1 protein-coding gene is annotated in these 26694 nt (G+C 68.8%); it reads left to right on the plus strand.

What is annotated here, in order from left to right:
* Positions 1-109: 109 nt before the first annotated feature.
* Positions 110-26692 (plus strand): non-ribosomal peptide synthase/polyketide synthase, encoded by a 26583-nt coding sequence (locus QM841_RS02740; protein WP_283330821.1) that lies wholly within the window; start codon positions 110-112, stop codon positions 26690-26692.
* The last annotated feature ends 2 nt before the right edge of the window (positions 26693-26694 follow it).

The following is a 26694-nucleotide window of genomic DNA, read 5'->3' on the forward strand; positions in this document are numbered from 1 at the left end:
GAGTTTTCTGGGGGACGGCGAAAAGCTACCGCCTCCCGCATTCGCGAGCCAGGATACGGACGCGGTCACGCTGTGAGCGGTCGGGGATACCTTATGGGGAGGAACCGCCGTGAAGCCCGTCGACACGCGGAAGCCGGCAACACACGATTCCGGAGGGGAGCCGTTCCCGCTGTCTGCGGCGCAGCGTGCCACCTGGTTCGCGCAGCAACTCGACCCCGCGGTGCCGATCTCGGTAGCGCACTACGTGGAACTGCACGGCGACCTCGACATCGACCTGCTGCGCCGGGAGACCATCGCGGTGGCCCGCGAGTTCCAGTCGCCGTTCCTCAAGGTCGTCGAGGTCGACGGCCGACCGATGCAGTACGTGGACCACGCCACCGACACGTCCATCGCCTTCATCGACTTTCGTGGTGAGGACGACCCGGTCGCTGCCGCGCACGAATGGATGGACCGGGACTACAAGGCCCCCCTCGATCTCGACGCGGATCGACTGTTCGAGACCTCGATTCTCTGCGTCGGAGAGTCTCATTACCTGTGGTACAGCCGCATTCACCACGTCGCGCTCGACGGATACGGCGCCATGACGCTGATCAACCGCATCGCGCACCGGTACTCGGCCTCGGTGGCCGGCCGCGAACCGGATCCGAGTCGCGCCGCGACCCTGCACGAGCTGTACGACGTCGATGCCCGCTACCGGTCGTCCGACCGCTTCGAGGCGGATCGGGAGTACTGGGCGAAGCGAGTCGAGGCCGTCGACGGATCGACTCTGGCCGACGCGCCCGCCCCCGCACTCGCCAGGAGCAAGGTCGAGAGTGCCCTGCTGTCCGAGGCGGCCGTGTCCGGTATCCACGGCGCCGACAGTCAGGCAAACGCCACCGCGGCAGTCACGATCATCGCCGCCTTCGCCTGCTACCTGTCGCGAATCACGGCGAAAACCGATGTCCTCGTGAATGTTCCGATGTCCGGCCGGACCACGTCGGTGCTGCGCAACTCCGGCGGCATGATGGTCAGCGTCGCGCCGCTGCCGATCACGGTCGACGAGGACGAGACGGTCGCGGACCTCGTGTCACGGGTCAGGCGAGAGCTGATGGGCGCGTTGCGGCATCAGCGGTGCAGTGTCGAGGACATCCGCCGCGACGTGGGCGCGGGCAGCGGCGCCGATCTCCACGGACCGATGGTCAACGTCATGCTGTTCCACCAGAACGTGCAGCTGGGTCCACTGGTCGGCGAATACCACATCGTCACGTCGGGTCCGGTGGAGGATCTCCTGGTCAACGTGTACCCGAGCGGGACACCGGCCGAGATCTTCGTCGATTTCCGGGCCAACCCGAACCGATACGAGGACGTGGCGCTGCGCCTGCACCACCGGCACTTCGTCGAACTGCTGGAAGAGTTCATCTCGGCCGACCCGCAGGCCCGGGTCGCGACGATTCACGAGGTCACGGCCCGCGACGGCGAGCGACGACGCCGCGAGGCGCATCAACTCGAGTACTGGACGGATCAGCTGGCGGGGATCCCCGAAGTGCTGAACCTGCCGTCCGATCGGCCGCGGCCCGTCGCGCAATCCGGGCGGGAAGACCGCGTAGAAATTCCGATCGGCGCGGAAGCGCATGCCGCGGTGCTGGCCCTCGCGCACGAACACGACACCACCGCGTTCTCGGTTCTGCACGCAGCGTTCACCGCGCTGCTGAGCAGGCTGTCGGGCGTCTCGGATGTAGTGATCGGAACCACGACCACGGTGGACCACGACCGGAACCTCGTGGCGCTCCGTACCCGCGTCGAACCGGACACGTCCTTCACGCGTCTCCTCGGCCACGTCCGCGACATCGACCGGGAGGCGTTCGAGCACCGCGACGTCCCATTCGAACGGGTGGTCCGGACGCTCGCCCTCGGCGATTCGCCCGCGTACTCGCCGATCGTCCAGGTCCTGCTCGAGTGCAGTGACGATCCGGAGACGTCCGGGATCGGCCGACTCGACCTCCGGGTGACCGCGACCGAGACCTTCGACGCCGACGGCATCCCGTCCGGCATCACGGCGACCCTCGGGTTCGCCACCGATCTGTTCGACCCCGGCACGGTCCGTCGCCTCGGCGAACGGTTCCGCCGAATCCTGGAGACGACCGCCGGCGACCCCGGACTCGTCGTCGGCGACCTCGACGTCCTGTCCGATACCGAACGGGCCACCCTCGTTCCGGTGTCCGGCGGGCCGGGGCAACCTGGCCGCACACTGCCCGAATTATTCTCCGCGGCAGCACAATCCAACCCCACCGGTGTCGCACTCTCGTATGACGGTATCGAGATGACGTACCGCGAAGTGGACGAGCGCTCGAACCAGTTGGCACGCGTCCTCGCCGAACGCGGCATCGGGCCGGAGAACTTCGTCGCACTGGGCATGACTCGCTCGATCGAGTCGGTTCTGTCGATGCTGGCGGTGGCCAAATCGGGCGCGGCCTACGTGCCGGTGGACCCGAACTACCCGGCCGAACGGATCGAGCACATGCTGGGCGATTCGGGTGCCGCCCTGGGCGTGACGGTGTCCGCCGTCCGTTCCCGGCTCCCGGACGCGATTGCGTGGCTCGTGCTCGACGACGAAGAATTCCGGACCCTCTGCGCAACGCAGCCGGTATCCGTCGTGACCGATGCCGAGCGGGCACGGCCCCTCCGCGTGGAGAACCCGTCCTACGTGATCTACACGTCCGGTTCCACCGGCAGGCCCAAAGGCGTCGTGGTCACACACGGTGGCCTGGACACCTTCGCAGCCGAGCAGCACTCACGATTCGGAGCGACGCAGGCATCCCGGATTCTGCACTTCTCCACACCGAGTTTCGACGCGTCCGTCTCCGAGTACCTGCACGTGTTCGCCGCCGCGGCAACCATGGTGATCGTGCCGCCCACGGTCTACGGCGGCACCGAGTTGTCCCGGCTCCTGAAATCGGAGCGAGTCACTCACGGATTCGTCACCACTGCCGCGCTCGGAACGGTCGAACCGGACGGACTCGCCGACTTCGGGGACGTGGTGTTCGGCGGCGAGGCGTGCCCGCCGGAACTCGTCGAGCGGTGGGCGCCCGGTCGCAGATTGTGCAACGCGTACGGGCCCAGCGAGGCCACCGTCATGTCCAACATCAGTGCGCCGATGTCACCGACCGGAGCCATCACGGTGGGCGGTCCGCTCCGCGGATTCCACGAGGTCGTCCTCGATGCGCGGTTGCAACCCGTGCCGCCCGGCGTCGCCGGAGAGCTGTACGTCGCGGGTGACGGCCTCGCTCGCGGATATCACGGCAAATCAGCGTTGACGGCCGAACGGTTCGTGGCCAACCCCTTCGGCGGCCCCGGCGAGCGGATGTATCGAACCGGGGACGTGGTGCGGTGGCGAACCGACAGCACACTGGAGTACTTGGGCCGCAGCGATTTCCAGGTGAAGGTACGTGGCTTCCGCATCGAGCTCGGGGAGATCGACACCGTCCTCCACACCCATCCGCGCGTGCGGACCGCGGTGACGATGCCGCGAACGGCACCGTCCGGCGACACGGTGCTCGTGTCGTACGTGGTGCCTGCGGCCGGGCAACAGCTCGCGACTGCTGAGGTGATCGAGTATGCCGCAGAGCAATTGCCGACGTACATGGTGCCGGCGGCGATCGTGGTACTGGACGAGATCCCGATGACACCGGTGGGGAAGCTCGATCGTGCGGCACTGCCGGCGCCGGAATTCCTCTCCACGGCCGCCGAGTTCCGTGCACCTGCCACTCCGGTGGAGCGGGCCGTCGCGCGGGTGTTCGCCGACGTACTGGGTGTGGAACGAATCGGGCTCGACGACAGCTTCTTCGACCTCGGCGGAAATTCACTGGTCGCGACGAAAGTGGTGGCGCGGGTCAACGCCGCCCTCGGCGTCGACCTCGTGGTGCGGACCCTGTTCGAGGCACCGACGGTGGAGGCACTGGCGGACCGGATCGAGGGTACTCACGCGAGACGCCCCGACCGCCCGGACCTGGTGGCGCAGACGCGTCCCGACCGGATCCCGCTATCGCTCGCCCAGCAACGTATGTGGTTCGTCAATCAGTACGACACCTCGTCACCGGCCTACAACATTCCGATGGCGCTCCGACTGTCCGGAACGCTCGACGTGGAGGCGCTCCGGGCCACGGTGGCGGACGTCCTCGAACGACACGAATCGCTGCGCACGGTGTATCCGGCGTCAGTGGACGGACCGCATCAAGTGATCCTGCCACCGGGGGAGGTGATTCCGGACCTGGATCCGACGGTCTGCGACGACGAGGACGCGGTGCGCGCGCGGATCGCCGAATCGACCGCTCGGGGCTTCGACGTGAGCACCGAGGTGCCCGTGCGTGGTGACCTGTTCCGGACCCGCCACGACGAGCACGTCCTCATGCTGGTGGTGCACCACATTTCGGCGGACGGAGCGTCGCTGGCCCCACTCGCGCACGACCTGATGGTGGCGTACTCGGCGCGGGTACAGCAGCAGGCACCCGGCTGGGCGCCGCTGCCCGTGCAGTACGCCGACTACAGCCTGTGGCAGAGGGCGGCCCTCGGCAGTGACGAGAATCCCGGCAGCCTGATGTCGGCGCAGTTGGAATACTGGAAACAGACGCTGTCCGGCCTCCCCGACGTGATGGATCTTCCCTTGGATCGACCGAGGCCCGCGGACAGAGCATTACGGGGTGGGATGGTCCGGTTCCCGGTGTCAGCGGAACAGCATCGGGCGCTTCTGCTCCTCGCGCGGCAGCGCAATTCCACGATGTTCATGGTGATGCACGCGGTGCTGGCGGTGCTGGCGGCGCGGCTGAGTGGTTCCGGAGACATCGCGATCGGGACGCCGATCGCCGGGCGCGGCGAGGAAGCACTCGACGACGTGGTGGGGATGCTCGTCAACACTCTGGTCCTACGGACGACCGTCGAGTCCGCCGCGACGTTCGGCGAGGTGCTGTCCCGGGCGCGGGAGGCGGATCTGGCGGCGTTCGGTCACGCGGAGGTGCCGTTCGAGAGCGTGGTGGACGCGGTCGCACCGACCCGCTCGACCGCGTACTCACCGCTGTTCCAGGTTCTCCTGGAGTTCCAGAACACCGCCCCGGCGCACCTCGACCTGCCGGGACTTACGGTGGAGATCCTCGATGTCGAAACCGGTGTGTCCAAGTTCGATCTGCAGTTGACGCTCGCGGAGCGCTACGACGCGTCCGGGACGGCAGCAGGCATCGACGCGTCGTTCACGTTCGCGTCGGACGTGTTCGATCCGGAGACGGTCACGGGATTCGGGGAACGGTTCCTCCGGATTCTGGCGGGAGTGGTTGCGGATCCGGATGCGCCGGTCGGTGATGTGGAGGTTCTGGGGCCGGGTGAGCGGGCGTTGGTGGTGGGTTCGTGGAATGCGACGGGTCACCCGGTGCCGCGCACCACCCTTGCCGACCTGCTCGACGCGCAGGTGGCGCGTACGCCTGATGTGCCGGCGGTGGTGTGTGGGGATGTGGTGTTGTCGTATGGGGAGTTCGATGCGCGGGTGAATCGGCTGGCGCGGTTCCTGATCGCGGCGGGGGTGGGTCCGGAGTCGTCGGTGGGTGTGGCGGTGCGTCGTTCGGTGGATTTGCTGGTGGGGATTTACGCGGTGGTGAAGGCGGGTGGGGCGTATGTGCCGATAGATCCGGATCAGCCTGCCGAGCGGGTGGGTTTTGTGGTGGGGATTGCGGATCCGGTGTTGGTGTTGGCGACGTCTTCGGATCGGGTGGTGGTGCCTGCGGGTGTGCGGGTGGTGGAGTTGGACACCCTGGATGTGTCGGGGTTCTCAGATTCTCCGGTGGGGGATGGGGAGCGGCGTGCGCCGTTGCGTCCTGCTGATCCGGCGTATGTGATCTTTACGTCGGGGTCGACGGGTCGGCCGAAGGGGGTGGCGGTTCCGCACGAGGGTGTGGTGAATCGGTTGTTGTGGATGCAGGGGGAGTATGGGCTCGGCTCGGATGATGTGGTGTTGCAGAAGACGCCGGTGACGTTCGATGTGTCGGTGTGGGAGTTGTTCTGGCCGTTGATCGTCGGTGCGCGGTTGGTGATCGCGGAGCCGGATGGGCACCGTGACCCGGGTTATCTCGAACGGGTGATCCGCGAGGAGTCGGTCACCACCGTGCATTTCGTGCCGTCGATGCTCGAGGTGTTCCTGGCGGGGGCGAACGTGGAGGGGTGCGGTGCGTTGCGCCGGGTGTTCACCAGCGGTGAGGCGTTGCCGTCGGCAACGGCGGCACGTCTGCGCGGGGTGAGCGGGGCGGAGCTGCACAATCTGTACGGTCCGACGGAGGCGTCGGTGGATGTGACGTTCCACGAGGTCACGGGGGCGGATCGGACGGTGGTGCCGATCGGGGTGCCGGTGTGGAATACGCAGGTCTACGTGTTGGACGGGCGGTTGCGGGTGGTGCCGGTGGGGGTGGCGGGGGAGTTGTATCTCGGGGGTGTGCAGTTGGCGCGGGGGTATCAGGGGCGGCCGGATTTGACGGCGGATCGGTTCGTGGCGAATCCGTTCGGTGCTGGGGTGGAGGGTTCGCGGTTGTATCGGACGGGGGATCGGGTTCGGTGGTTGCCGGGTGGGGTGTTGGAGTATTTGGGGCGTACGGATTTTCAGGTGAAGTTGCGGGGTCAGCGGGTCGAGTTGGGGGAGATCGAGGCGGTGTTGTTGCGCCGGGAGGATGTGGCGCAGGCGGTGGTGGTGCTGCGCGGTGATGGGTCGTCGGGGGATTATCTGGCGGGGTATGTGGTGCCGGTGGCCGGTGCGGTGGTGGACGAGCGGGTGGTGCGGGAGTCGGCTGCGGTGGTGTTGCCGGGGTTCATGGTGCCGTCGGTGGTGGTGGTGCTGGCGGAGTTGCCGGTGACGGTGAACGGCAAACTCGATCGAAAAGCTCTGCCCGAACCTGACTTCGGCAGCGCCGCGGTGGTTTTCGTCGCTCCCCGATCCCCGATCGAGGGGATAGTGGCCGCCGTGTGCGCCGACCTGCTCGGTCTCCCGCGGGTAGGCGTGAACGACGACTTCTTCGCCCTCGGCGGAAACTCTCTGATCGCCACCAGGTTGGTCGCGCGGATCAACGCGGCCGTCGGAGACCGGATCGGCATCCGCGACGTGTTCGATGCCCCCACCGTGGCCGGTCTGGCGGCGCTGGCCGAGTCGCAGGAAGGGTTGGAGGCCCGGCCACCGCTGAAGCCGAGGGATGGTACCGCCGAAGTCCCCGTGTCCCCCGCCCAGCAGCGAATGTGGTTCATCAACCAGTTCGACACCTCCTCGTCCGCATACAACGTCGCGTTCGCGTTGAGGCTCGAGGGGCGGCTCGACCTGCATGCGCTCCAGGCGGCGGTGGCCGACGTCGTCGAACGGCACGAGGCCGTGCGCACCCTCTTCCCGCTCACCGACGACGGGCCACGCCAGGTGATCCTCCCCGCGGCGACCGCGGTGCCCGACCTCGAACCGATCGCGGTCTCGGGGGAATCCGAGCTTCGCGACCAGTCGCGGAGAGTGCTGTCCGCGGGATTCGACGTCACGACGCAGGTGCCGTTGCGCGCACGGCTGTTCAGGCTCGACGAGGATGTGCACGTGCTCGCGGTGGTGGTGCACCACATCGCGGCCGACGGCTTCTCGATGGCACCCCTCGCGCGCGACGTCATCGACGCGTACGTGTCCCGGGCAGGCGGGTCGGCCCCGGACTGGGCCCCGCTCGAGGTGCAGTACGCCGACTACGCGCTGTGGCAGCGCGAGTGGCTGGGGTCGGAATCCGATGAGAATTCACCCATTTCACGACAGCTGACCTACTGGACCACCACGCTGTCGGATCTGCCCGAAGTGCTGGAGTTGCCCACCGACCGTCCCCGTCCCACCGTGCGGTCACTTCGCGGCGGTCGCGTCGAGTTCGTGATCGATCCGGAAGTTCATGCCGGTGTGGTCAGGCTGGCGCGGCAACACACCACGACGGTGTTCATGACGTTGCATGCCGCGTTGGCGATCATGCTTGCACGGGTGAGCGGTGCGGACGACATCGCCATCGGGACGCCGATCGCCGGTCGCGGCGAACGCGAACTCGACGACGTGGTGGGCATGTTCGTCAACACCCTCGTCCTGCGCACCCACGTCGACGGCGGCGCCACCTTCTCCGAGTTCCTGGCCGGCGTTCGAGAAACCGATCTGGGCGCCTTCACCCACGCGGAGGTCCCGTTCGAACGGGTGGTGGAAGTCCTGAGTCCTTCCCGGGTGACGGCGTACGCGCCGCTCTTCCAGGTGATGCTGGAGTTCCAGGACATCGAGCGCCCCACGCTGGAGTTGCCGGATCTGCAGGTCCGGAACATCGACCTCGAGATCGACACCGTCAACTTCGATCTGCAGTTGACACTGGCCGAGAACGCCGACGCCGACGGCAACCCGACCGGCATCGCCGCGGCGCTGGGCTACGCGACCGATCTGTTCGACGAGGACACGGTGCTCGGCCTCGCGGAACGGCTCGTGCGCATTCTCGAAGAAGTCACGGCCGACCCCGGCGCCCGGGTCGGAGACATCGACATTCTCGGACCACTGGAGCGTGCCGTACTGACCCCGGTGACGGGCGGTGCGGCAGTCGAAGCACGGACGCTGCCGGATCTGATGGCTGAGGCGGCCGCGAACGATCCGGAGGCCACTGCGCTGATCTTCGACGGGCGCGTCGTGCGCTACCGGGACCTCGACAGGCGATCGAACCAGCTGGCCCGCATGTTGATCGGGCACGGTGTCGGCCCGGAATCCGTCGTCGCAGTGTGTGTGCCGCGGTCCGTCGAATCCGTCCTGGCCGTCTGGGCGGTGGCCAAGTCGGGGGCCGCGTTCCTCCCGGTGGATCCGGACCATCCGGCAGCACGGATCGAATTCATGCTCACCGACTCCGGTGCCGTGTGGGGTGTGACGGGGTCGGCGCAGCGCGGCGCACTTCCGAACACGGTGCCGTGGCTGGTGCTGGATGAACCGGGCTTGGAGGATCGACTGTCGCACTATCCGTCGTCGGCGATCACCGATGGCGAACGGACAGCGACGATTCGGATCGACAATCCCGCCTACCTCATCTACACCTCGGGGTCGACCGGCACGCCCAAGGGTGTGGTCACCACGCACCGTGGTCTCGCCTCCTTCGCTGCACAGGAGAGGGCGACGTTCGGCACCACGCCCGAATCCAGGACTCTGCACTTCGCATCGCCGAGCTTCGACGCGTCCGTTCTCGAACTGCTGCTGGCGGTCGGCGCGGCAGCCACGATGGTGCTCGCACCGCCGGCCGTCTACGGCGGTGCCGAATTGGCGCAGTTGCTGGAATCCGAGCGGGTCACGCACTGCTTCGTCACTCCGGCGGCGCTGGCGTCGGTCGACCCCGACGGTATCACCGCGCTCGAGTGTGTGGTGACGGGCGGCGAGGCGTGCCCGCCCGAACTGGTCGAACGGTGGGCGCCGGGCCGTCGCATGTTCGACGCGTACGGGCCGACCGAGTCGACCGTCGTGTCGAGCATCAGTGACGAACTGGTACCGGGCGCTCCGATCACCATCGGCGCGCCCACGCTCGGTTTCGCCGAGGTCGTGCTGGACGCGCGACTGCACCCGGTGCCTGCCGGTGTCGCAGGGGAGTTGTATCTCGCAGGCCCCGCCCTCGCACGCGGGTACCGCCGGCGGTTCCCGTTGACCGCCGAACGATTCGTCGCCGACCCCTTCGGCCCGCCGGGAAGCCGGATGTATCGCACCGGCGACCGCGCGCGCTGGCTGCCCGACGGTCAGTTGGAGTACCTCGGGCGCACCGATTCCCAGGTGAAGATCCGGGGCTTCCGGATCGAACTCGGCGAGGTCGAGTCGGCGTTGCTCGCCCACGACTCCGTGGCCCACGCGGTCGCCGGCGTATGGAAGGGGGACGGCGGCGATCGGCTGATCGGTTACCTGGTGCCTGAACCGGGTGCGACGATCGATGCGAGGGCTGTCCTCGACTTCGTCGGGGGCCGGTTGGCGTCGTTCATGGTGCCGGCGGCGCTCGTGATGCTCGAATCGCTTCCGCTGACGGTGCACGGAAAGCTCGACCGCACAGCGCTTCCGGCTCCCGACTTCGCGGGTTCCGAGAGTCGGCCGCCGCAAACCGAGACCGAGGCGCTTCTCGCCGGACTGTTCGAGGAGGTGCTCGGCCTGGACTCGGTGGGCGTGGACGACTCGTTCTTCGCCCTCGGCGGCGACAGCATCATGTCGATCCAGTTGGTGGCCCGCGCACGAGCCGCCGGTGTGATCCTTGCTCCCCGAGACGTGTTCGACCACCGGACGGTCGCCGGTCTCGCCGCGTCGGCGCGATTCGACAGCGACGGCGCGGTGGCGCTCGACGAGCTGCCGGGCGGCGGAATCGGCCCCCTGCCGCTGACACCCGTCGCGCGCTGGACGTTCGAGCGCAGCGGCGGACGGCTCGACAGGTTCACGCAGGCACTGCTGCTGGCGGCCCCCGCCGGTCTCACCCGTGAGATCCTCGTCCGCGCCGTCGACGCGTTACTGGACCGGCACGACATGCTCCGCGCGGGTGTGTCCCGAGAAGGCATGGACGTGTTGCCTGCGGGCGCGGTGCCGGCGGACGCACTGGTCCGCCGGGTTCCGGTCGACACGGTGGCGGGAGACGGCTTCACCGCACTCGCGACCATGGAACTCGATGCTGCGGCCGACCACCTGGACCCCGCCGCGGCCCGCATGGTGCGGGTGGTCTGGTTCGACGTCCCCGACGGCGCCGGGCGACTGCTCGTGGTGGTGCACCACCTCGTGGTCGACGGTGTCTCGTGGCGCATCCTCGTCGCGGATCTCGCGTCGGCGTGCAGCCAACTCCAGGCCGATCTCACACCGGCACTGCCGCCGGTCGGAACGTCGATGCGGCGCTGGTCGCACGGCCTGTCCGACGCTGCGCGGCACCGGGCCGGCGAACTGGCCTCGTGGGAGAAGATCCTGGACGGCGCGGACCCGCTGATCGGTTCGCGGCCACTGGATCCCGCGATCGACGTCGACGCGACCGTCGGCACCGTCACGGTCGACGTGCCGTCGGCGGTGACCGATGCACTGCTCACCACGCTTCCGGCCGCGTTCCACGGGAGTGTGGGCGATGGACTGCTCGCCGCCGTCGCGCTGGCACTGATCGCCTGGCGACGGGATCGGGGCGTGTCCGTCTCGGACGCTCTGATCACCCTCGAGGGCCACGGCCGCGAGGAGCAGGTCGTCGCCGGCGCGGACCTGTCCCGCACCGTCGGCTGGTTCACCACCGTGTATCCGGCGCGGTTGAACCTCACCGGAATCGATGTCGACGACGCGATGGCAGGCGGTGTCGCGGCAGGGCGAGCGGTCAAGGCCGTCAAGGAGCAGTTGCTGGCGATCCCGGATCACGGGATCGGTTACGGACTGCTGCGCTACCTGGGCGACGAGACGTCGGAGGCCCTCCGCCGATTCCGCGCTCCGCAGGTGAGTTTCAACTATCTCGGTCGAGTGACCACCACGGACGGGGCCGAGGACTGGCTGCCGGTGGAAAGCACGCTCGGCGGCACGCGCAACCCCGACCTGCCGGTCGCGTCCGTGATCGACATCGACGCCGTCGTCGCCGACGGTCCCGAGGGACCCCGGTTGAGGGCGTCGTTCGCCTTTCCGGCCGGGGTCCTCGACGAGGCCGAGGTCGCGGCGTTCGCGGATCTGTGGTGCCGCGCCCTCGACGGGCTTGCCGCGGACTTGTCACGACCGGATGCGGGCGGGCTGACACCGTCCGACCTTCCGCTGGTATCGGCCGGCCAGCAGCAGATCGAGCGCTGGGAGGCGCGGTTCCCGCGACTGCGGGACGTGTGGTCGCTGTCTCCGCTGCAATCGGGATTGCTGTTCCACGCGTCCCTGGCCGCGGAGTCGATGGACGTCTACACGGCGCAACTGCGCATCGACCTCGCGGGCGCGGTCGACGCCGGACGTCTGCGCGCCGCCGCGGCGGGACTGCTGGCCCGTCACCCCAGCCTGCGGACCGCGTTCGTCTACGACGACGGGGTGCCCGCGCAACTGGTGGTCGACGCGGTGGACGTGCCGTGGCGGGAGGTGGATCTCACCGTCGAGGGGTCGGTCCCCGACACGGAACTCGCGCGCCTGCTCGACGACGACCGCAGTGCCCGATTCGATCTCACCCGGCCGCCGCTGCTCCGGCTGACCCTGTTCCACACCGCACCGGAGCGCTTCGTGCTGGCGGTCACGAATCATCACATCATCCTGGACGGCTGGTCGATGCCGCTGCTGGTGCGGGAACTGCTGGTTCGCTATGCCGCCGAAGGCAACCCGGTCGGGCTGGCGGAGCCGCCCTCGTACCGCACGTATCTGGACTGGGTAGCGACCCGGGACGCGGAGGCGTCGGCGCGGGCCTGGGAACGAGCGCTCGACGGTGTCGAGGAGCCGACTCTGGTGGCGCCCCACGCGTCCGCGGAGCTCTACGGTGTGCCCCACGAACTCGACGTCGAACTGCCCGCCCCGGTGCTCGATGGACTTGCGGCGGCGGCGGAGCGCGCCGGCGTCACTATGAACACGGTGATCCAGGCGGCGTGGGGGATGCTGTTGTCCCGGTTACTTTCCCGCGACGACGTGGTCTTCGGTGCCACCGTGTCCGGTCGTCCACCGCAGCTGTCCGGTGTCGAGAACATGCTGGGACTGTTCATCAACACGGTGCCCGTGCGAGTGCGGGTGGACCCGGACGAGAGCGTCGGGCGGCTACTCGTCCGCCTGCAGGACGAGCAGACGTCCCTACTCGACCACCATCACCTCGGCCTCGGCGAGATTCAGTCGCGGGTGGGTGTGGGCAATCTGTTCGACACGCTGTCGGTGTTCGAGTCGTTCCCGATCGACACGTCCGGACTGGACGAGAACACCGACATCGGGGGCATGCGGGTGACCGGTCTCGATGCCCGCGACGCCACGCACTATCCGCTCACTCTGCTGTCGATCCTCGAACCACGGCTGCGATTGAGTCTGCGCTACCAGCCGGGAGCCGTCGACCGGGACGATGCCGCAGCGCTCGCCGACCGCCTCGTCCGGATTCTGGTGACGATCGCCGGCGACGTGGACACCGCGGCCGGTGATGTGGAGGTTCTGGGGCCGGGTGAGCGGGCGTTGGTGGTGGGTTCGTGGAATGCGACGGGTCACCCGGTGCCGCGCACCACCCTTGCCGACCTGCTCGACGCGCAGGTGGGGCGGACTCCGGACGCGGTCGCGGTGGTGTTCGGGGATGTGGTGTTGTCGTATGGGGAGTTCGATGCGCGGGTGAATCGGCTGGCGCGGTTCCTGATCGCGGCGGGGGTGGGTCCGGAGTCGTCGGTGGGTGTGGCTGTGCGTCGTTCGGTGGATTTGCTGGTGGGGATTTACGCGGTGGTGAAGGCGGGTGGGGCGTATGTGCCGATAGATCCGGATCAGCCTGCCGAGCGGGTGGGTTTTGTGGTGGGGATTGCGGATCCGGTGTTGGTGTTGGCGACGTCTTCGGATCGGGTGGTGGTGCCTGCGGGTGTGCGGGTGGTGGAGTTGGACACCCTGGATGTGTCGGGGTTCTCAGATTCTCCGGTGGGGGATGGGGAGCGGCGTGCGCCGTTGCGTCCTGCTGATCCGGCGTATGTGATCTTTACGTCGGGGTCGACGGGTCGGCCGAAGGGGGTGGCGGTGCCGCACGAGGGTGTGGTGAATCGGTTGTTGTGGATGCAGGGGGAGTATGGGCTCGGCTCGGATGATGTGGTGTTGCAGAAGACGCCGGTGACGTTCGATGTGTCGGTGTGGGAGTTGTTCTGGCCGTTGATCGTCGGTGCGCGGTTGGTGATCGCGGAGCCGGATGGGCACCGTGACCCGGGTTATCTCGAACGGGTGATCCGCGAGGAGTCGGTCACCACCGTGCATTTCGTGCCGTCGATGCTCGAGGTGTTCCTGGCGGGGGCGAACGTGGAGGGGTGCGGTGCGTTGCGCCGGGTGTTCACCAGCGGTGAGGCGTTGCCGTCGGCAACGGCGGCACGTCTGCGCGGGGTGAGCGGGGCGGAGCTGCACAATCTGTACGGTCCGACGGAGGCGTCGGTGGATGTGACGTTCCACGAGGTCACGGGGGCGGATCGGACGGTGGTGCCGATCGGGGTGCCGTTGTGGAATACGCAGGTCTACGTGTTGGACGGGCGGTTGCGGGTGGTGCCGGTGGGGGTGGCGGGGGAGTTGTATCTCGGGGGTGTGCAGTTGGCGCGGGGGTATCAGGGGCGGCCGGATTTGACGGCGGATCGGTTCGTGGCGAATCCGTTCGGTGCTGGGGTGGAGGGTTCGCGGTTGTATCGGACGGGGGATCGGGTCCGGTGGTTGCCGGGTGGGGTGTTGGAGTATTTGGGGCGTACGGATTTTCAGGTGAAGTTGCGGGGTCAGCGGGTCGAGTTGGGGGAGATCGAGGCGGTGTTGTTGCGCCGGGAGGATGTGGCGCAGGCGGTGGTGGTGCTGCGCGGTGATGGGTCGTCGGGGGATTATCTGGCGGGGTATGTGGTGCCGGTGGCCGGTGCGGTGGTGGACGAGCGGGTGGTGCGGGAGTCGGCTGCGGTGGCGTTGCCGGGGTTCATGGTGCCGTCGGTGGTGGTGGTGCTGGCGGAGTTGCCGGTGACGGTGAACGGCAAACTCGATCGAAAAGCCCTGCCCAAACCTGACTTCGGCACGCGCACGATCGGATATCGCGCCCCCACCACACCCGCGGAGGAAGCGATCGCCACGGCCTTCGCCGCCGTCCTCGATGTCGATCGCGTCGGGGCCGACGACAGCTTCTTCGACCTCGGGGGAGACTCGCTCAGTGCCACCCGGGCGGTGGGACGCATCAACAGCGCACTGGACACGACTCTGGGTGTCGCGGCGCTGTTCGACGCACCCGTGGTGTCCGATCTGGCCGTCCGGATCGACTCGGACGTGAGGACGAGTTCCGCCTCCCCGCCACTCACCGCGACGGCGCGGCCCGAGCGGATTCCCCTTTCCCTCGCGCAGCAGCGCATGTGGTTCATCAACCAATTCGACACCTCCTCACCGGCCTACAACATTCCGGTCGCCCTCGACTTGGACGGCGCGGTGGACCTGTCTGCGCTACGAGCGGCACTCGGCGACGTCATGGACCGCCACGAGTCGCTGCGGACCGTGTTTCCCGGTTCCGCCGACGGACCCCGGCAGGTGATCGTCGATTCCGCGCTCGCGACCCCTGACCTCGAACCGGTCCCGGTTGCCGAAGGGGCCCTTCACGACTCGCTCACCGCATTCTTCGGCGTGGGATTCGATGTCACCGAGGACCTTCCGATCCGGGTGCGACTGTGGGAACTCACTCCCGAACGGCACGTTCTCGCCCTCGTCGCGCACCACATCGCGGCCGACGGCTTCTCGATGGCACCTCTTGCGCGGGACGTGATGCTCGCCTACACCGCCCGCGCGCAGCAGCAGGCACCCGGCTGGGCGCCGCTGCCCGTGCAGTACGCCGACTACAGCCTGTGGCAGCGAGCGGCTCTGGGCACCGAAGACCAGCCCGATTCGATGATGTCCGGGCAACTCGGCTATTGGGCGCGGACGTTGTCGGGCATCCCGGACGTGCTGCCACTGCCTCTGGATCGGCCACGACCCCTCCAGCGGTCGCTCCTCGGAGACGTCGTCCCGTTCGACATCCCGCCCTCCGTCCACAAAGCTCTGACCGAGCTGGCACGCCAGCACAATTCGACGCTGTTCATGGTGGTGCACGCCGCGCTGGCCGTGCTGCTCGAGAGAGTGTCGGGATCGGACGACGTGGTGGTGGGAACCCCGATCGCGGGCCGGGGCCACGCGGCACTCGACAACGTGGTGGGAATGTTCGTCAACACGCTGGTGCTCCGCACAGCGGTGGCACCAGGATCGTCGTTCGCCGACGTGCTCACCGACGTGCGGTCGGCGGACCTCGGCGCGTTCGAGCACGCAGACCTTCCCTTCGAGCGTCTGGTGGACGAACTCGCACCCGAGCGGTCCACCGCGCACTCACCCCTGTTCCAGGTGTTGATCGAATTCCAGAACGCCACCCGCACCCACCTGGAACTGCCCGGGTTGACCGCCCGGTCGCTCGACGTCGATCTGAACGTCGCGAAGTTCGATCTGCAGCTGAGCCTGGTGGAGCGAGTCGACGAGCAGGGGGTTCCGGCCGGGATCGGCGCCGGCCTCCGCTACGCGACCGACGTGTTCGATCGTGCGTCGGTACAGAGTTTCGCGGAGCGCTTCGTGCGCGTGATCGAGGCCGTGACCACCGACCCGGCCACACCCGTCGGGGACATCGACATCCTGCACGCGCCCGAACGCGAACTCGTGCTCACCGCCGCGCATCGGCCGGGGACCGACGTCCCACCGCTGTCGCTCGTGGACGCGTTCGATCGCATGGTGGCATCCGCGGGCGATGCCGTCGCGGTGCGCTGCGACGGCGCGTCGATGACATACCGCGAACTCGACGACCGGGCCAACCGGCTCGCGCGACTGCTCGTGGCGCAGGGGGTAGGTGCGGAAACGCTGGTGGCGGTGGCGATGACGCGGTCGGTCGACCTCGTCGTGGCGCTGCTCGCGGTGGTGAAGTCGGGCGCCGGTTACCTTCCGGTGGATGTGGCCTCTCCTGCCGAGCGGTTGGTGTTCCTGCTCGGCGACGCCCGGCCGGAGTGTGTGCTCACCACGACTGCGGACGCCGCGACCTTCCGCGGCGCCGGGGTCCCGGTGGTGGTGCTGGACGACCCCGAAAGCGTGACTGCGCTGCAGCAGTTCTCGGCGCTACCGGTGACCGACGACGACCGTCGTACTCCACTGCACCTGGACTCGGTGGCGTACGTGATCTACACGTCCGGTTCCACCGGGCAGCCGAAGGGCGTGCAGGTCTCGCACCGCAACGTGATCACGTTACTGGCGAACACCCAGACGCTGTTCGGATTCGGACCGGCCGACGTGTGGACCATGTTCCATTCCGCCGCGTTCGACTTCTCGGTGTGGGAAATGTGGGGAGCGCTCGCACACGGTGGCCGGCTGGTGCTGGTGGACTATTTCACGGCGCGCTCACCCGAGAAGTTCCTCGAACTCCTGCGCGGCGAAACCGTCACGGTCGTGAATCAGACCCCCACCGCCTTCTACCAATTGGCGGAGGCCGATCGCCTCGCCGGTGGTCCCGGCCTGTCGTTGCGATACGTGATCTTCGGCGGGGAGGCCCTCGAATTCGGCCAGTTGCGGCGCTGGTACGCACGCCGGGGCGACGCCGCGCCCGTCCTCGTCAACATGTACGGCATCACGGAAACGTCCGTGCACGTCAGCCACCTGCCGATCGACCGGGACCTCGTCGAGGAGGAGTCCGCATCGGTGATCGGCCGGGGACTGCCCGGGCTGCGCGTGTACGTGCTCGACGGTCGACTCTATCCGGTGCCGCCGGGCGTGGTCGGCGAGATGTACGTCTCGGGTGCGCAGGTTTCGCGCGGCTACCTGGGCCGGGCCGCCCTCACGTCCGGCCGATTCGTCGCCGACCCCTTCACTCCCGGCGCCCGGATGTACCGGTCCGGCGACCTGGGCAGGTGGAACGGGAACGGCCAGTTGGAGTACCTCGGCCGCAACGACCTCCAGGTGCAGGTGAAGGGCTACCGGATCGAACTCGGTGAGGTGGAAGCGGCGCTGCTCGCGTGCGAGGGGGTGTCGCAGTCGGTCGTGACGGCCCGCGGGGACCGGTTGGTGGGGTACGTGGTGCCGGAGACCGGCGCGGCGATCGACCCGGCCGCGATCATCGATGCGGCCGCGGTGCGATTGGCGTCGCACATGGTGCCGGCCGCGGTGGTGGTTCTCGACGAGTTGCCGCGGACGGTGAACGGCAAACTCGATCGGAAAGCCCTGCCCGAACCGGACTTCGGGCAGCGGGTGACCGCGGGCCGCAGCCCGGTCACCGAGACCGAACGGATCCTCGCCGACCTGTTCGCGGAGGTCCTCGGCCTCGACTCGGTGGGGGTCGACGACTCGTTCTTCACCCTCGGCGGGGATTCGATCATGTCCATCCAACTGGTCACTCGCGCCAAGGGCGCCGGGATACTGATCTCGCCGCGCGAGGTGTTCGAACGGAAAACCGTTGCCGGGCTGGCCGCGGCGGCCGGGACGGACGACGAGACCGCTGTTCTCGACGAATTGCCGGGAGGCGGGATCGGCGAGATTCCGCTGACCCCGATCGTGCGGTGGATGCTCGCCCGGGGTGGGGATTTCCGCCGCTTCTCGCAGTCCGCACTGTTCACGCTGCCCGCCACGGTGGACGAACGCACCCTGACGGAAGCTCTGCAGGCCGTGCTGGATCGGCACGACCTGTTGCGGGCCCGGCTGTACCGCACGTCCCGCACCGAAGAGGGCTGGTCGATGGAGGTGCAGGCCGAAGGGTCGGTGCGGGCGGCGACCGTTCTCCGCCGGGGGCGGATGGACGATGTCGGCGCCGAACTGGACGGTGCCCTCGACCGGCTCGACCCGGAATCGGGCGTCATGATGCAGGCGGTCTGGCTGGACGGGGCCGAACACCCGGGTCGCGTGCTGCTCGTCGTCCATCATCTGGCGACGGACGGTGTGTCCTGGCGGATCCTGATCCCCGACCTCGCGGCGGCGTGCGCGCAACTGCAGTCCGGCGCGGCACCGGCGCTGGAGCCACCGGGGACGTCGATGCGCCGGTGGGCGCACGCACTCGCCGACGCCGCGCGTGAACCCCAGCGCACCGCCGAGGTCGAACTGTGGCGGGGAATGCTGCACGCGCCCGACCCGCTGCTGGGGTCGCGCCCGGTGACCGCGTCGGACACCGCCGAGACGGCCGCGGACATCGTGGTCCGGGTTCCTGCCCCGTTGACCGAGACGCTCCTGACGACCGTGCCGCGGGCCTTCCACGGCAGTGTGGGAGATGCGCTGCTGACGGCGCTGACCATGGCGCTGACGAGTTGGCGGCGACGACGCGGGATCGAACTGTCCGGCGCGCTGGTCAGTCTCGAGGGACACGGTCGCGAGGAGCAGTTGGCGCCGGGCGCTGATCTCGCGCGCACGATCGGCTGGTTCACGACGATCTTCCCGGTGCGACTCGATCTGAGCGGGGTCGACCTCGACGACGCGTTCGCCGCAGGCCCGTCCGCGGGGGCCGCGGTGAAGACCGTGAAGGAGCAACTCCTCGCCGTTCCCGACCACGGCATCGGTTTCGGACTTCTCCGGTATCTGAACGACGAGACGGCGCAGGTTCTTTCGCCGCTGCCGATGCCTCAGGTCAGCTTCAACTATCTCGGCAGGATGGGCCCGACCGCCACGGCGACCGACGAGGGGTGGGTGCCGGTCGAGGAACCCGGACTGCGCGAGAAGTCGGCGGTGCCCGTCGCGGCCGTCGTCGACGTCAACGCGATGACCGTCGACTCGGGCGACGGCCCCCAGCTGAACTCCACGTGGACGTACCCGCCGGGCGTCCTCACCCGAGAGGAGGTCGAGGAACTCGCGCAGCTGTGGGTGCAGGCACTCGCTGCTCTCGGCGCGCATGCGGAGTCGGGTGGCGGCGGGTTCACACCGTCGGATCTCGATCTCGTCGAACTGCGGCAGGATGCGATCGAGGACCTCGAACACGTCTGTCCGGACCTGACGGACGTGTGGCCGCTGTCGCCCCTGCAGTCCGGCATGCTCTTTCACTCCGAACTCGCCGACGACTCCCTCGATGTCTACCTGGTGCAGGTGAGCCTCGAACTCGAGGGCACCGTGGATCCGCATCGACTGCGCCGCGCGGCCGATGCCCTGCTGAACCGGCACGCGAATCTGCGCGCCTGCTTCCGGCACGACGCCGAGGGCAACGCCGTCCACGTGATCCGGCGACGGGTGGAGGCGCCCTGGCGCGACGTCCCACTCACGGCTCTGGACGAGGACGCCGCGGCTGCCGAGGTTGCGCGACTGCTGGCCGAGGACAGGGTCCGCCCGTTCGACCTGACACGTGCCCCGCTGATCCGGTTCATGCTGATCGCGACCGCGCCGAACCGCTACCGGCTGGTGTCGACCAACCACCACATCCTCCTCGACGGCTGGTCGATGCCGTTGCTGGTCCGGGAATTGCTGACGCTCTACGCCACCGACGGGGACCCGTCGCCGCTGCCCCGCGTCCGCGGGTACCGCGACTACCTGGCGTGGATGAGCCGCCGAGATCACGGCGCCTCCCGGGAGGTGTGGGCTCGGGCCCTCGCCGGGGTGGACGGACCGACGTTGCTGGCCCGCTCGGATCCGGGACGGCGGCTGTCCACGATGTCCGACGAGTTCGTCTTCGACCTGGACGAGGACCACACCACACGCCTGCGTGATGTCGCGCGGTCGCGTGGCCTGACGGTCAACACGCTCGTGCAGGTCGCGTGGGGGATTGTGCTGGGTACGTTGACCGCCCGCGACGACGTGCTGTTCGGTGCCACCGTTTCGGGGCGGCCTCCCGAACTGGCCGGCATCGAGACGATGGTCGGACTGTTCATCAACACCCTGCCCGTCCGGGTCAGGCTGCGCCCCGACGACACGGTGGGTGCTCTGCTCGAGCGCGTGCAGGCCGAGCAGGCGGCATTGCTGGATCACCACTACCTCGGGTTGGCCGAGATTCAGAGTGCAGCCGGGCCGGAGGTCGGATTCGACACGCTGACGGTGTTCGAGTCGTACCCCGTCGACCGCGCCGGGCTCTCCACCGAGACCGACATCGCCGGAATGCGCGTCACCGGAGTGGATGCGCGCGATGCGGCCCATTATCCGCTGAGTCTCGTGGCATCCGTCGACGCTCGTCTGCGCCTGAAATTCGAGTACCTCCCGGACGTCTTCGACACGGACACCATCGACGACATCGCCGGACGCGTGCTGCATGTACTCGACGCGTGCGCTCGTCCGGACCAGCCGCTGGCCGCGCTGTCGCTGCTGACCGACCGGGAGCGCGCCGACCTGGTGCCGGTCCGCGGCCGTCCGGGCGGGTCGACCCGCACGCTGCCGCAGATCCTCGACGAGGGGGCCGCGGTCGATCCGGGCGCGATCGCACTGTCCTCCGAGGACGGCGACGTGAGCTACGGCGATTTGGACGAGCGGTCGAATCGCCTGGCGCGCGCACTCATCGCCCGTGGGGCGGGCCCGGAGACGTTCGTGGCCATCGGGATACCGCGGTCCCTCGACTCCATTCTGTCGGTGTGGGCGGTGGCGAAGACCGGTGCGGCGTTCGTGCCGATCGATCCGAACTACCCCGACGAGCGCATCACTCACATGCTCGTCGATTCCGGAGTCACTCTCGGCGTGACCACATCCGAACACCGAGGCCGGCTCCCGGGCACCGCGCACTGGCTGGCCCTGGACGAACCCGGCTTCGCGACCGAGTGCGCCGAGCGCGCGGGGGCACCCGTGACCGACGCCGACCGGAGCGGTCCGGTCACGCTGGACACCGCCGTGTACGCCGTCTACACGTCGGGGTCCACGGGTGTGCCCAAGGGCGTGGTGGTCACCCATCGCGGACTCGACAACTTCGCTCTCGACCAGCTCGAACGTTTCGGTGCGACACCGCAGTCCCGGACTCTGCACTTCTCCACACCGAGTTTCGACGGGTCGCTGTTCGAGTACCTGCAGGCCTTCGGTGCCGGCGCGACGATGGTGATCGCGCCGCCCAGCGTGTTCGGCGGCGAGGAACTCGCGCGGCTGCTGGCCGACCGGAGCGTCACCCACGCATTCATCACTACCGCTGCGCTGGCGTCACTCGATCCGGCCGGGCTGGCGCAGCTCACGGACCTGGTGTTCGGCGGCGAGGCCTGCCCACCCGAACTGGTCGCCCGCTGGGCGCCGGGCCGCCGGCTGTACAACGCGTATGGACCGACCGAGACGACGATCATGTCCAACATCAGCGAGCCGATGGTCCCCGGGCACCCGATCACCATCGGCGGCCCGATCCGCGGGGTGACGGAACTGGTGCTCGACTCCCGGCTGCAACCGGTCCCCGTGGGAGTTCCCGGCGAGTTGTACCTTGCCGGCGCCGGCCTGGCCCGCGGCTACCACCGCCGACCGGCACTCACCGCCGAACGGTTCGTCGCCGACCCCGTCCGCCCCGGCGAGAGGATGTACCGCACCGGCGACATCGTGCGGTGGACGGCAGACCACAGCATCGAGTACGTGGGCCGCACCGACTTCCAGGTGAAGGTGCGCGGCTTCCGCATCGAACTCGGCGAGATCGACTCCACCCTCATGTCGGAGCCGGACGTCGGATTCGCCGCCACTCTCGCGCACCGCGGCCCCGCGGGAGACACCTTGCTGGTGTCGTACGTCGTTCCGGCGTCGGGTCGCTCCCTCGACCCGGCCGTACTCACCCGGCACCTGGCGGACCGCCTGCCGTCCCACATGGTGCCCACCTCCATCACGGTGCTGGAGCGCATTCCGCTGACTGCCGTCGGCAAGCTGGACCGCACGGCACTGCCCGAACCCGACCTGCTCTCCGGGACAGGGCACGACCGGGTTCCGGTCGGTCCGATCGAGGACGCGGTGGCCGTCGTCTTCGCAGAGGTACTCGGACTGGCGCGCGTCGGCGCCGACGCCGGTTTCTTCGACATCGGTGGCAACTCCCTGAGCGCCACCCGGGTGATGGCACGGCTGCGCGCGCTGCTCGGCACCGACTGTGGGGTGCGAGATCTGTTCGAGGCGCCCACGGTCGCCGCGTTGGCGGCACGGATCGAGCACGCCGGCGCCGGGCCGTCCGGACGTCCGGTGCTCGCGGCCCGCACCCGTCCCGAGGACATCCCGCTGTCGTACGCGCAGCAGCGGATGTGGTTCGTCAATCAGCTCGACACCACCTCGGCTGCCTACAACATCCCGATCGTGGTGTCACTGAGCGGAGACCTCGATGTGGGATCGCTGAACTCGGCACTCACCGACGTCGTCGCCCGGCACGAGTCGCTGCGCACGATGTTCCCGGTCCGTGGGGACTGGCCGGTTCAGCAGATCCTGCCCGCCGAGGGTGCGGTGCCCACTCTGACCCCCGTTCCCGTCGCGGACGAGCACGGCCTGCGGGAGGAGCTGACCCGGCTGGTTTCGGCGGGTTTCGATGTCACCGTGCGGATCCCGCTGCGGGCCGGACTGTATTCGCTGAGCGACACCGAGCACGTACTCGCCGTGGTGGTGCATCACATCTCGGCGGACGGGTTCTCGATGGTCCCGCTGGTGCGCGACGTGATGACCGCGTACGGCGCCCGCGTCGTCGGCGGCGCACCCCACTGGCCACCCCTGCCGGTGCAGTACGCCGATTACGCCCTGTGGCAACGGGAGTCGCTGGGTTCGGACGACGACCCCCGGTCGCTGATCTCGCGGCAACTCGACTACTGGACGACCACCCTCGCCGGCGCCCCCGACCTTCTGGAACTCCCCACGGATCGGGATCGGCCGTCCCAGCAGTCCTTCCGCGGCGCGCGCATCCACTTCTCCGTCGACAGCGACCTGCACCGTCGCATCAGCGAACTGTCGCGACGTCTCGGCTCCACCGAATTCATGACCGTGCACGCCGCCCTGGCGGTGTTGCTCAGCCGTCTCGGGGGAACCCCCGACGTCGCGGTCGGCACCCCGATCGCCGGCCGGGGAGACCCCGCACTCGACGACCTGGTGGGCATGTTCGTGGGCACGCTCGCCCTGCGCACACAGGTGGACGCCGCCGAGTCGTTCACGGCCCTGGCCGCGCACTGTCGCGACGTCGACCTCGAAGCCTTCGCCCATGCCGACGTTCCGTTCGAGCGGGTGGTGGACGCGGTCGGCCCGACCCGATCGACGGCGTATGCGCCGCTCGTCCAGGTCTCGCTGGAATTCCAGAACAACGAGCGACCGGTGCTGACGCTGCCGGGACTGGAAGTCCGTGGAATCGATCCCGGGCTCGCCGTGGTCAAGGTGGATCTCGAATTCCTCCTGGCGGAGGAGTTCGACGCGAACGGTGCGCCGGCCGGGATGAACGGCGCCGTCGACTTCGCGACCGATCTCTTCGACCCCGACACGGTCCGCGGCTTCGCCGGCCGCTTCGTGCGCATCCTCGACGCCGTCACCGAGAATCCGGACCGGCCGATCGGCGACCTCCCCCTCCTCGACGCGGTGGAGTTGCGGGCGATGGTGCCTGCCCGCGGCGAGCCGCAGGTGCGCCCCGAGCTGTGGCCCGATCTGCTGACGGCCGCCGCCGCACTCACCCCGGACTCGGTGGCCCTGTCCCTCGGGGACCGCCGGGTCAGCTACCTCCAACTCGACGAGTGGTCCAACCGGGTGGCCCGGGTTCTCCGCGGACGCGGGGTGGGACCGGAGACGTTCGTGGCAGTCGGAATGCCCCGGTCGATCGAGTCGGTGGTCTCGATCTGGTCGATCACCAAGGCAGGCGCGGCGTTCGTGCCCGTCGACCCCACCTACCCGCGCGACCGCATCGACTACATGCTCACCGATTGCCGGGCTGTGCTCGGCGTCACCGTGAGAAGTCGCCGGAGCGCCCTGCCCGACACCGTTCCGTGGCTGATCCTCGACGACGAGGACTTCGCCGCGCAGGCGTCGGCCGTGTCGTCGGCACCGATCACCGACGCGGATCGGACGAGTCCGTTGCACCTCGCTCACCCGGCCTATCTCATCTACACGTCGGGGTCGACCGGAAGGCCGAAGGGCGTCACCGTCACCCACCGGGGTATGGCCGATTTCACCGCGGAGACGCACCAACGGTTCGAGGTCACCCGCGAGTCCCGGGTCTCGCAGTTGGCGTCCCCGAGTTTCGATGCCTCGGTGTTCGAGCTGATGATGGCGTTCGGCGCGTCGGCGCGCGTCGTGATCGTGCCGCCTGCCATCGTCGGGGGCAGCGAACTGGCGGATCTGTTCCGTCGCGAGCAGGTGACTCATGCGACCATCACGCCGACCGCACTGGCGGCCCTCGACAACGACGGACTCGATTCGCTCCGGGTCCTGGACCTGGTGGGCGAGGCGTGCCCGCCGGAGGTGGTGGCGCGGTGGGCGCCGGGGCGGAGCCTGCACAGCGGGTACGGGCCCACGGAGACCACGATCCAGGCGAGCGTCAGCGCCCCGATGCGTCCCGGCGAGAGCGTGAACATCGGGGCACCCGCCCGGGGATTCGCGTTCCTGGTCCTCGACGAGCGGCTGCAGCCGGTCCCGGTCGGTGTGCCCGGCGAGTTGTATATCGCCGGACCGGGTATGGCACGGGGGTACCACAACCGGGCGGCGCTCACCTCGGAACGCTTCGTGGCCTGTAACTTCGGGGAACCGGGGTGCCGGATGTATCGGACCGGTGACGTGGTGCGCTGGCGTGAGTCGGCGAGCGCACTCGAGTACATCGGGCGCAGCGACTTCCAGGTCAAGGTCCGTGGATTCCGCATCGAACTCGGCGAGATCGACGCCGTGCTCGCCCGTCACCCGGCGGTTGCCTTCGCTGCCAGCGTCGGTCACACCGGCCCGTCCGGTGACACCGTGCTCGCCTCGTACGTGCGGGCTCAGGACGGGCAGGAGGTGGAGCCCGCGGGACTGCGCACCTACGCGTCCGAGCGACTGCCCGCCCACATGGTGCCGTCCGCGGTGGTGGTACTCGATCGGATTCCGATGACCCCGGTGGGCAAGCTCGACCGGAAGGCGTTGCCCGCCCCGGAGTTCGGTTCGACCGGTGCGGCGTTCCGGGCACCGGCCACGGAAAACGAGCGCATCGTCGTGGACGCCTTCGCGGAGGTTCTCGGGGTGGACCGGGTGGGCACCGCGGACAGCTTCTTCGATCTCGGTGGAAATTCGCTCCTCGCCACCAGGATCGTCAGCGCACTGCAGGCCGCGCTGGACCGGAGGGTTCCGCTGCAGTGGATGTTCCTCGACCCGACACCGGCGGGGATCGCCCGCCGCCTCGACCTGCCGCATCGGAGCGCCGGTATGGAAGAGGCACTCGCCGTGGTGATTCCGCTGCGTGCGCACGGAATCGGGCGACCGTTGTTCTGCGTCCATCCGGGCATCGGCCTGTCCTGGGGGTACGCCGGTCTGGTGCGGTATCTCCCTCCCGACCGGCCGGCGTACGGACTGCAGCTGCCCACGATCAGCGATGACGGCGACTACCGGACGATCGAGCAACTGGCCCACCGCTACATCGAGGAAATGCAGGCCATCCAGCCCACCGGCCCGTACGACCTGCTCGGCTGGTCGCTCGGCGGGGTCATCGCGCACGCCATGGCCGTCGAACTGCAGGCAGCCGGCGAAGAGGTCGCCACACTCGCCGTCATGGACAGCTACCCCGTGGGCGGCGAGGACCCGCTGGTCGGCCGGCTCGAGATCCGGGACCTCCTGCGCGGGTTGGGACTCCAGACCGAGGGGGACGGTGAGATGACCTACGAGCACGCCGCGCGGTTGATCGACGAATCGTTCGGGACCGAGACCGGAGTGCGAGGGCACGACCTCGAACGCATCGCCGCCGGGTACGAGAGTTCGAGGTGGCTCGCCCACCACTTCGTGCCCCGGGTGTACGACGGGGATCTGCTCATCTTCCCCGCCACACGCGACGGGAACGGCACGACCCGGGCCCGGTCGGCGGACGAGTGGCGGCCGCTCGTGACCGGCCGGATCGACGAGCAACCCGTGGACTGCGGGCACAACGAGATGATCGAGCCGCAGTCGCTCGCCGTCATCGGGCCGATCCTCTCGCGCGTGCTCTCCGAACGGCCGTGAAT

The sequence above is a fragment of the Rhodococcus sp. IEGM 1307 genome (genome assembly GCF_030056915.1).
Lineage (GTDB): Bacteria > Actinomycetota > Actinomycetes > Mycobacteriales > Mycobacteriaceae > Rhodococcus_F > Rhodococcus_F opacus_D.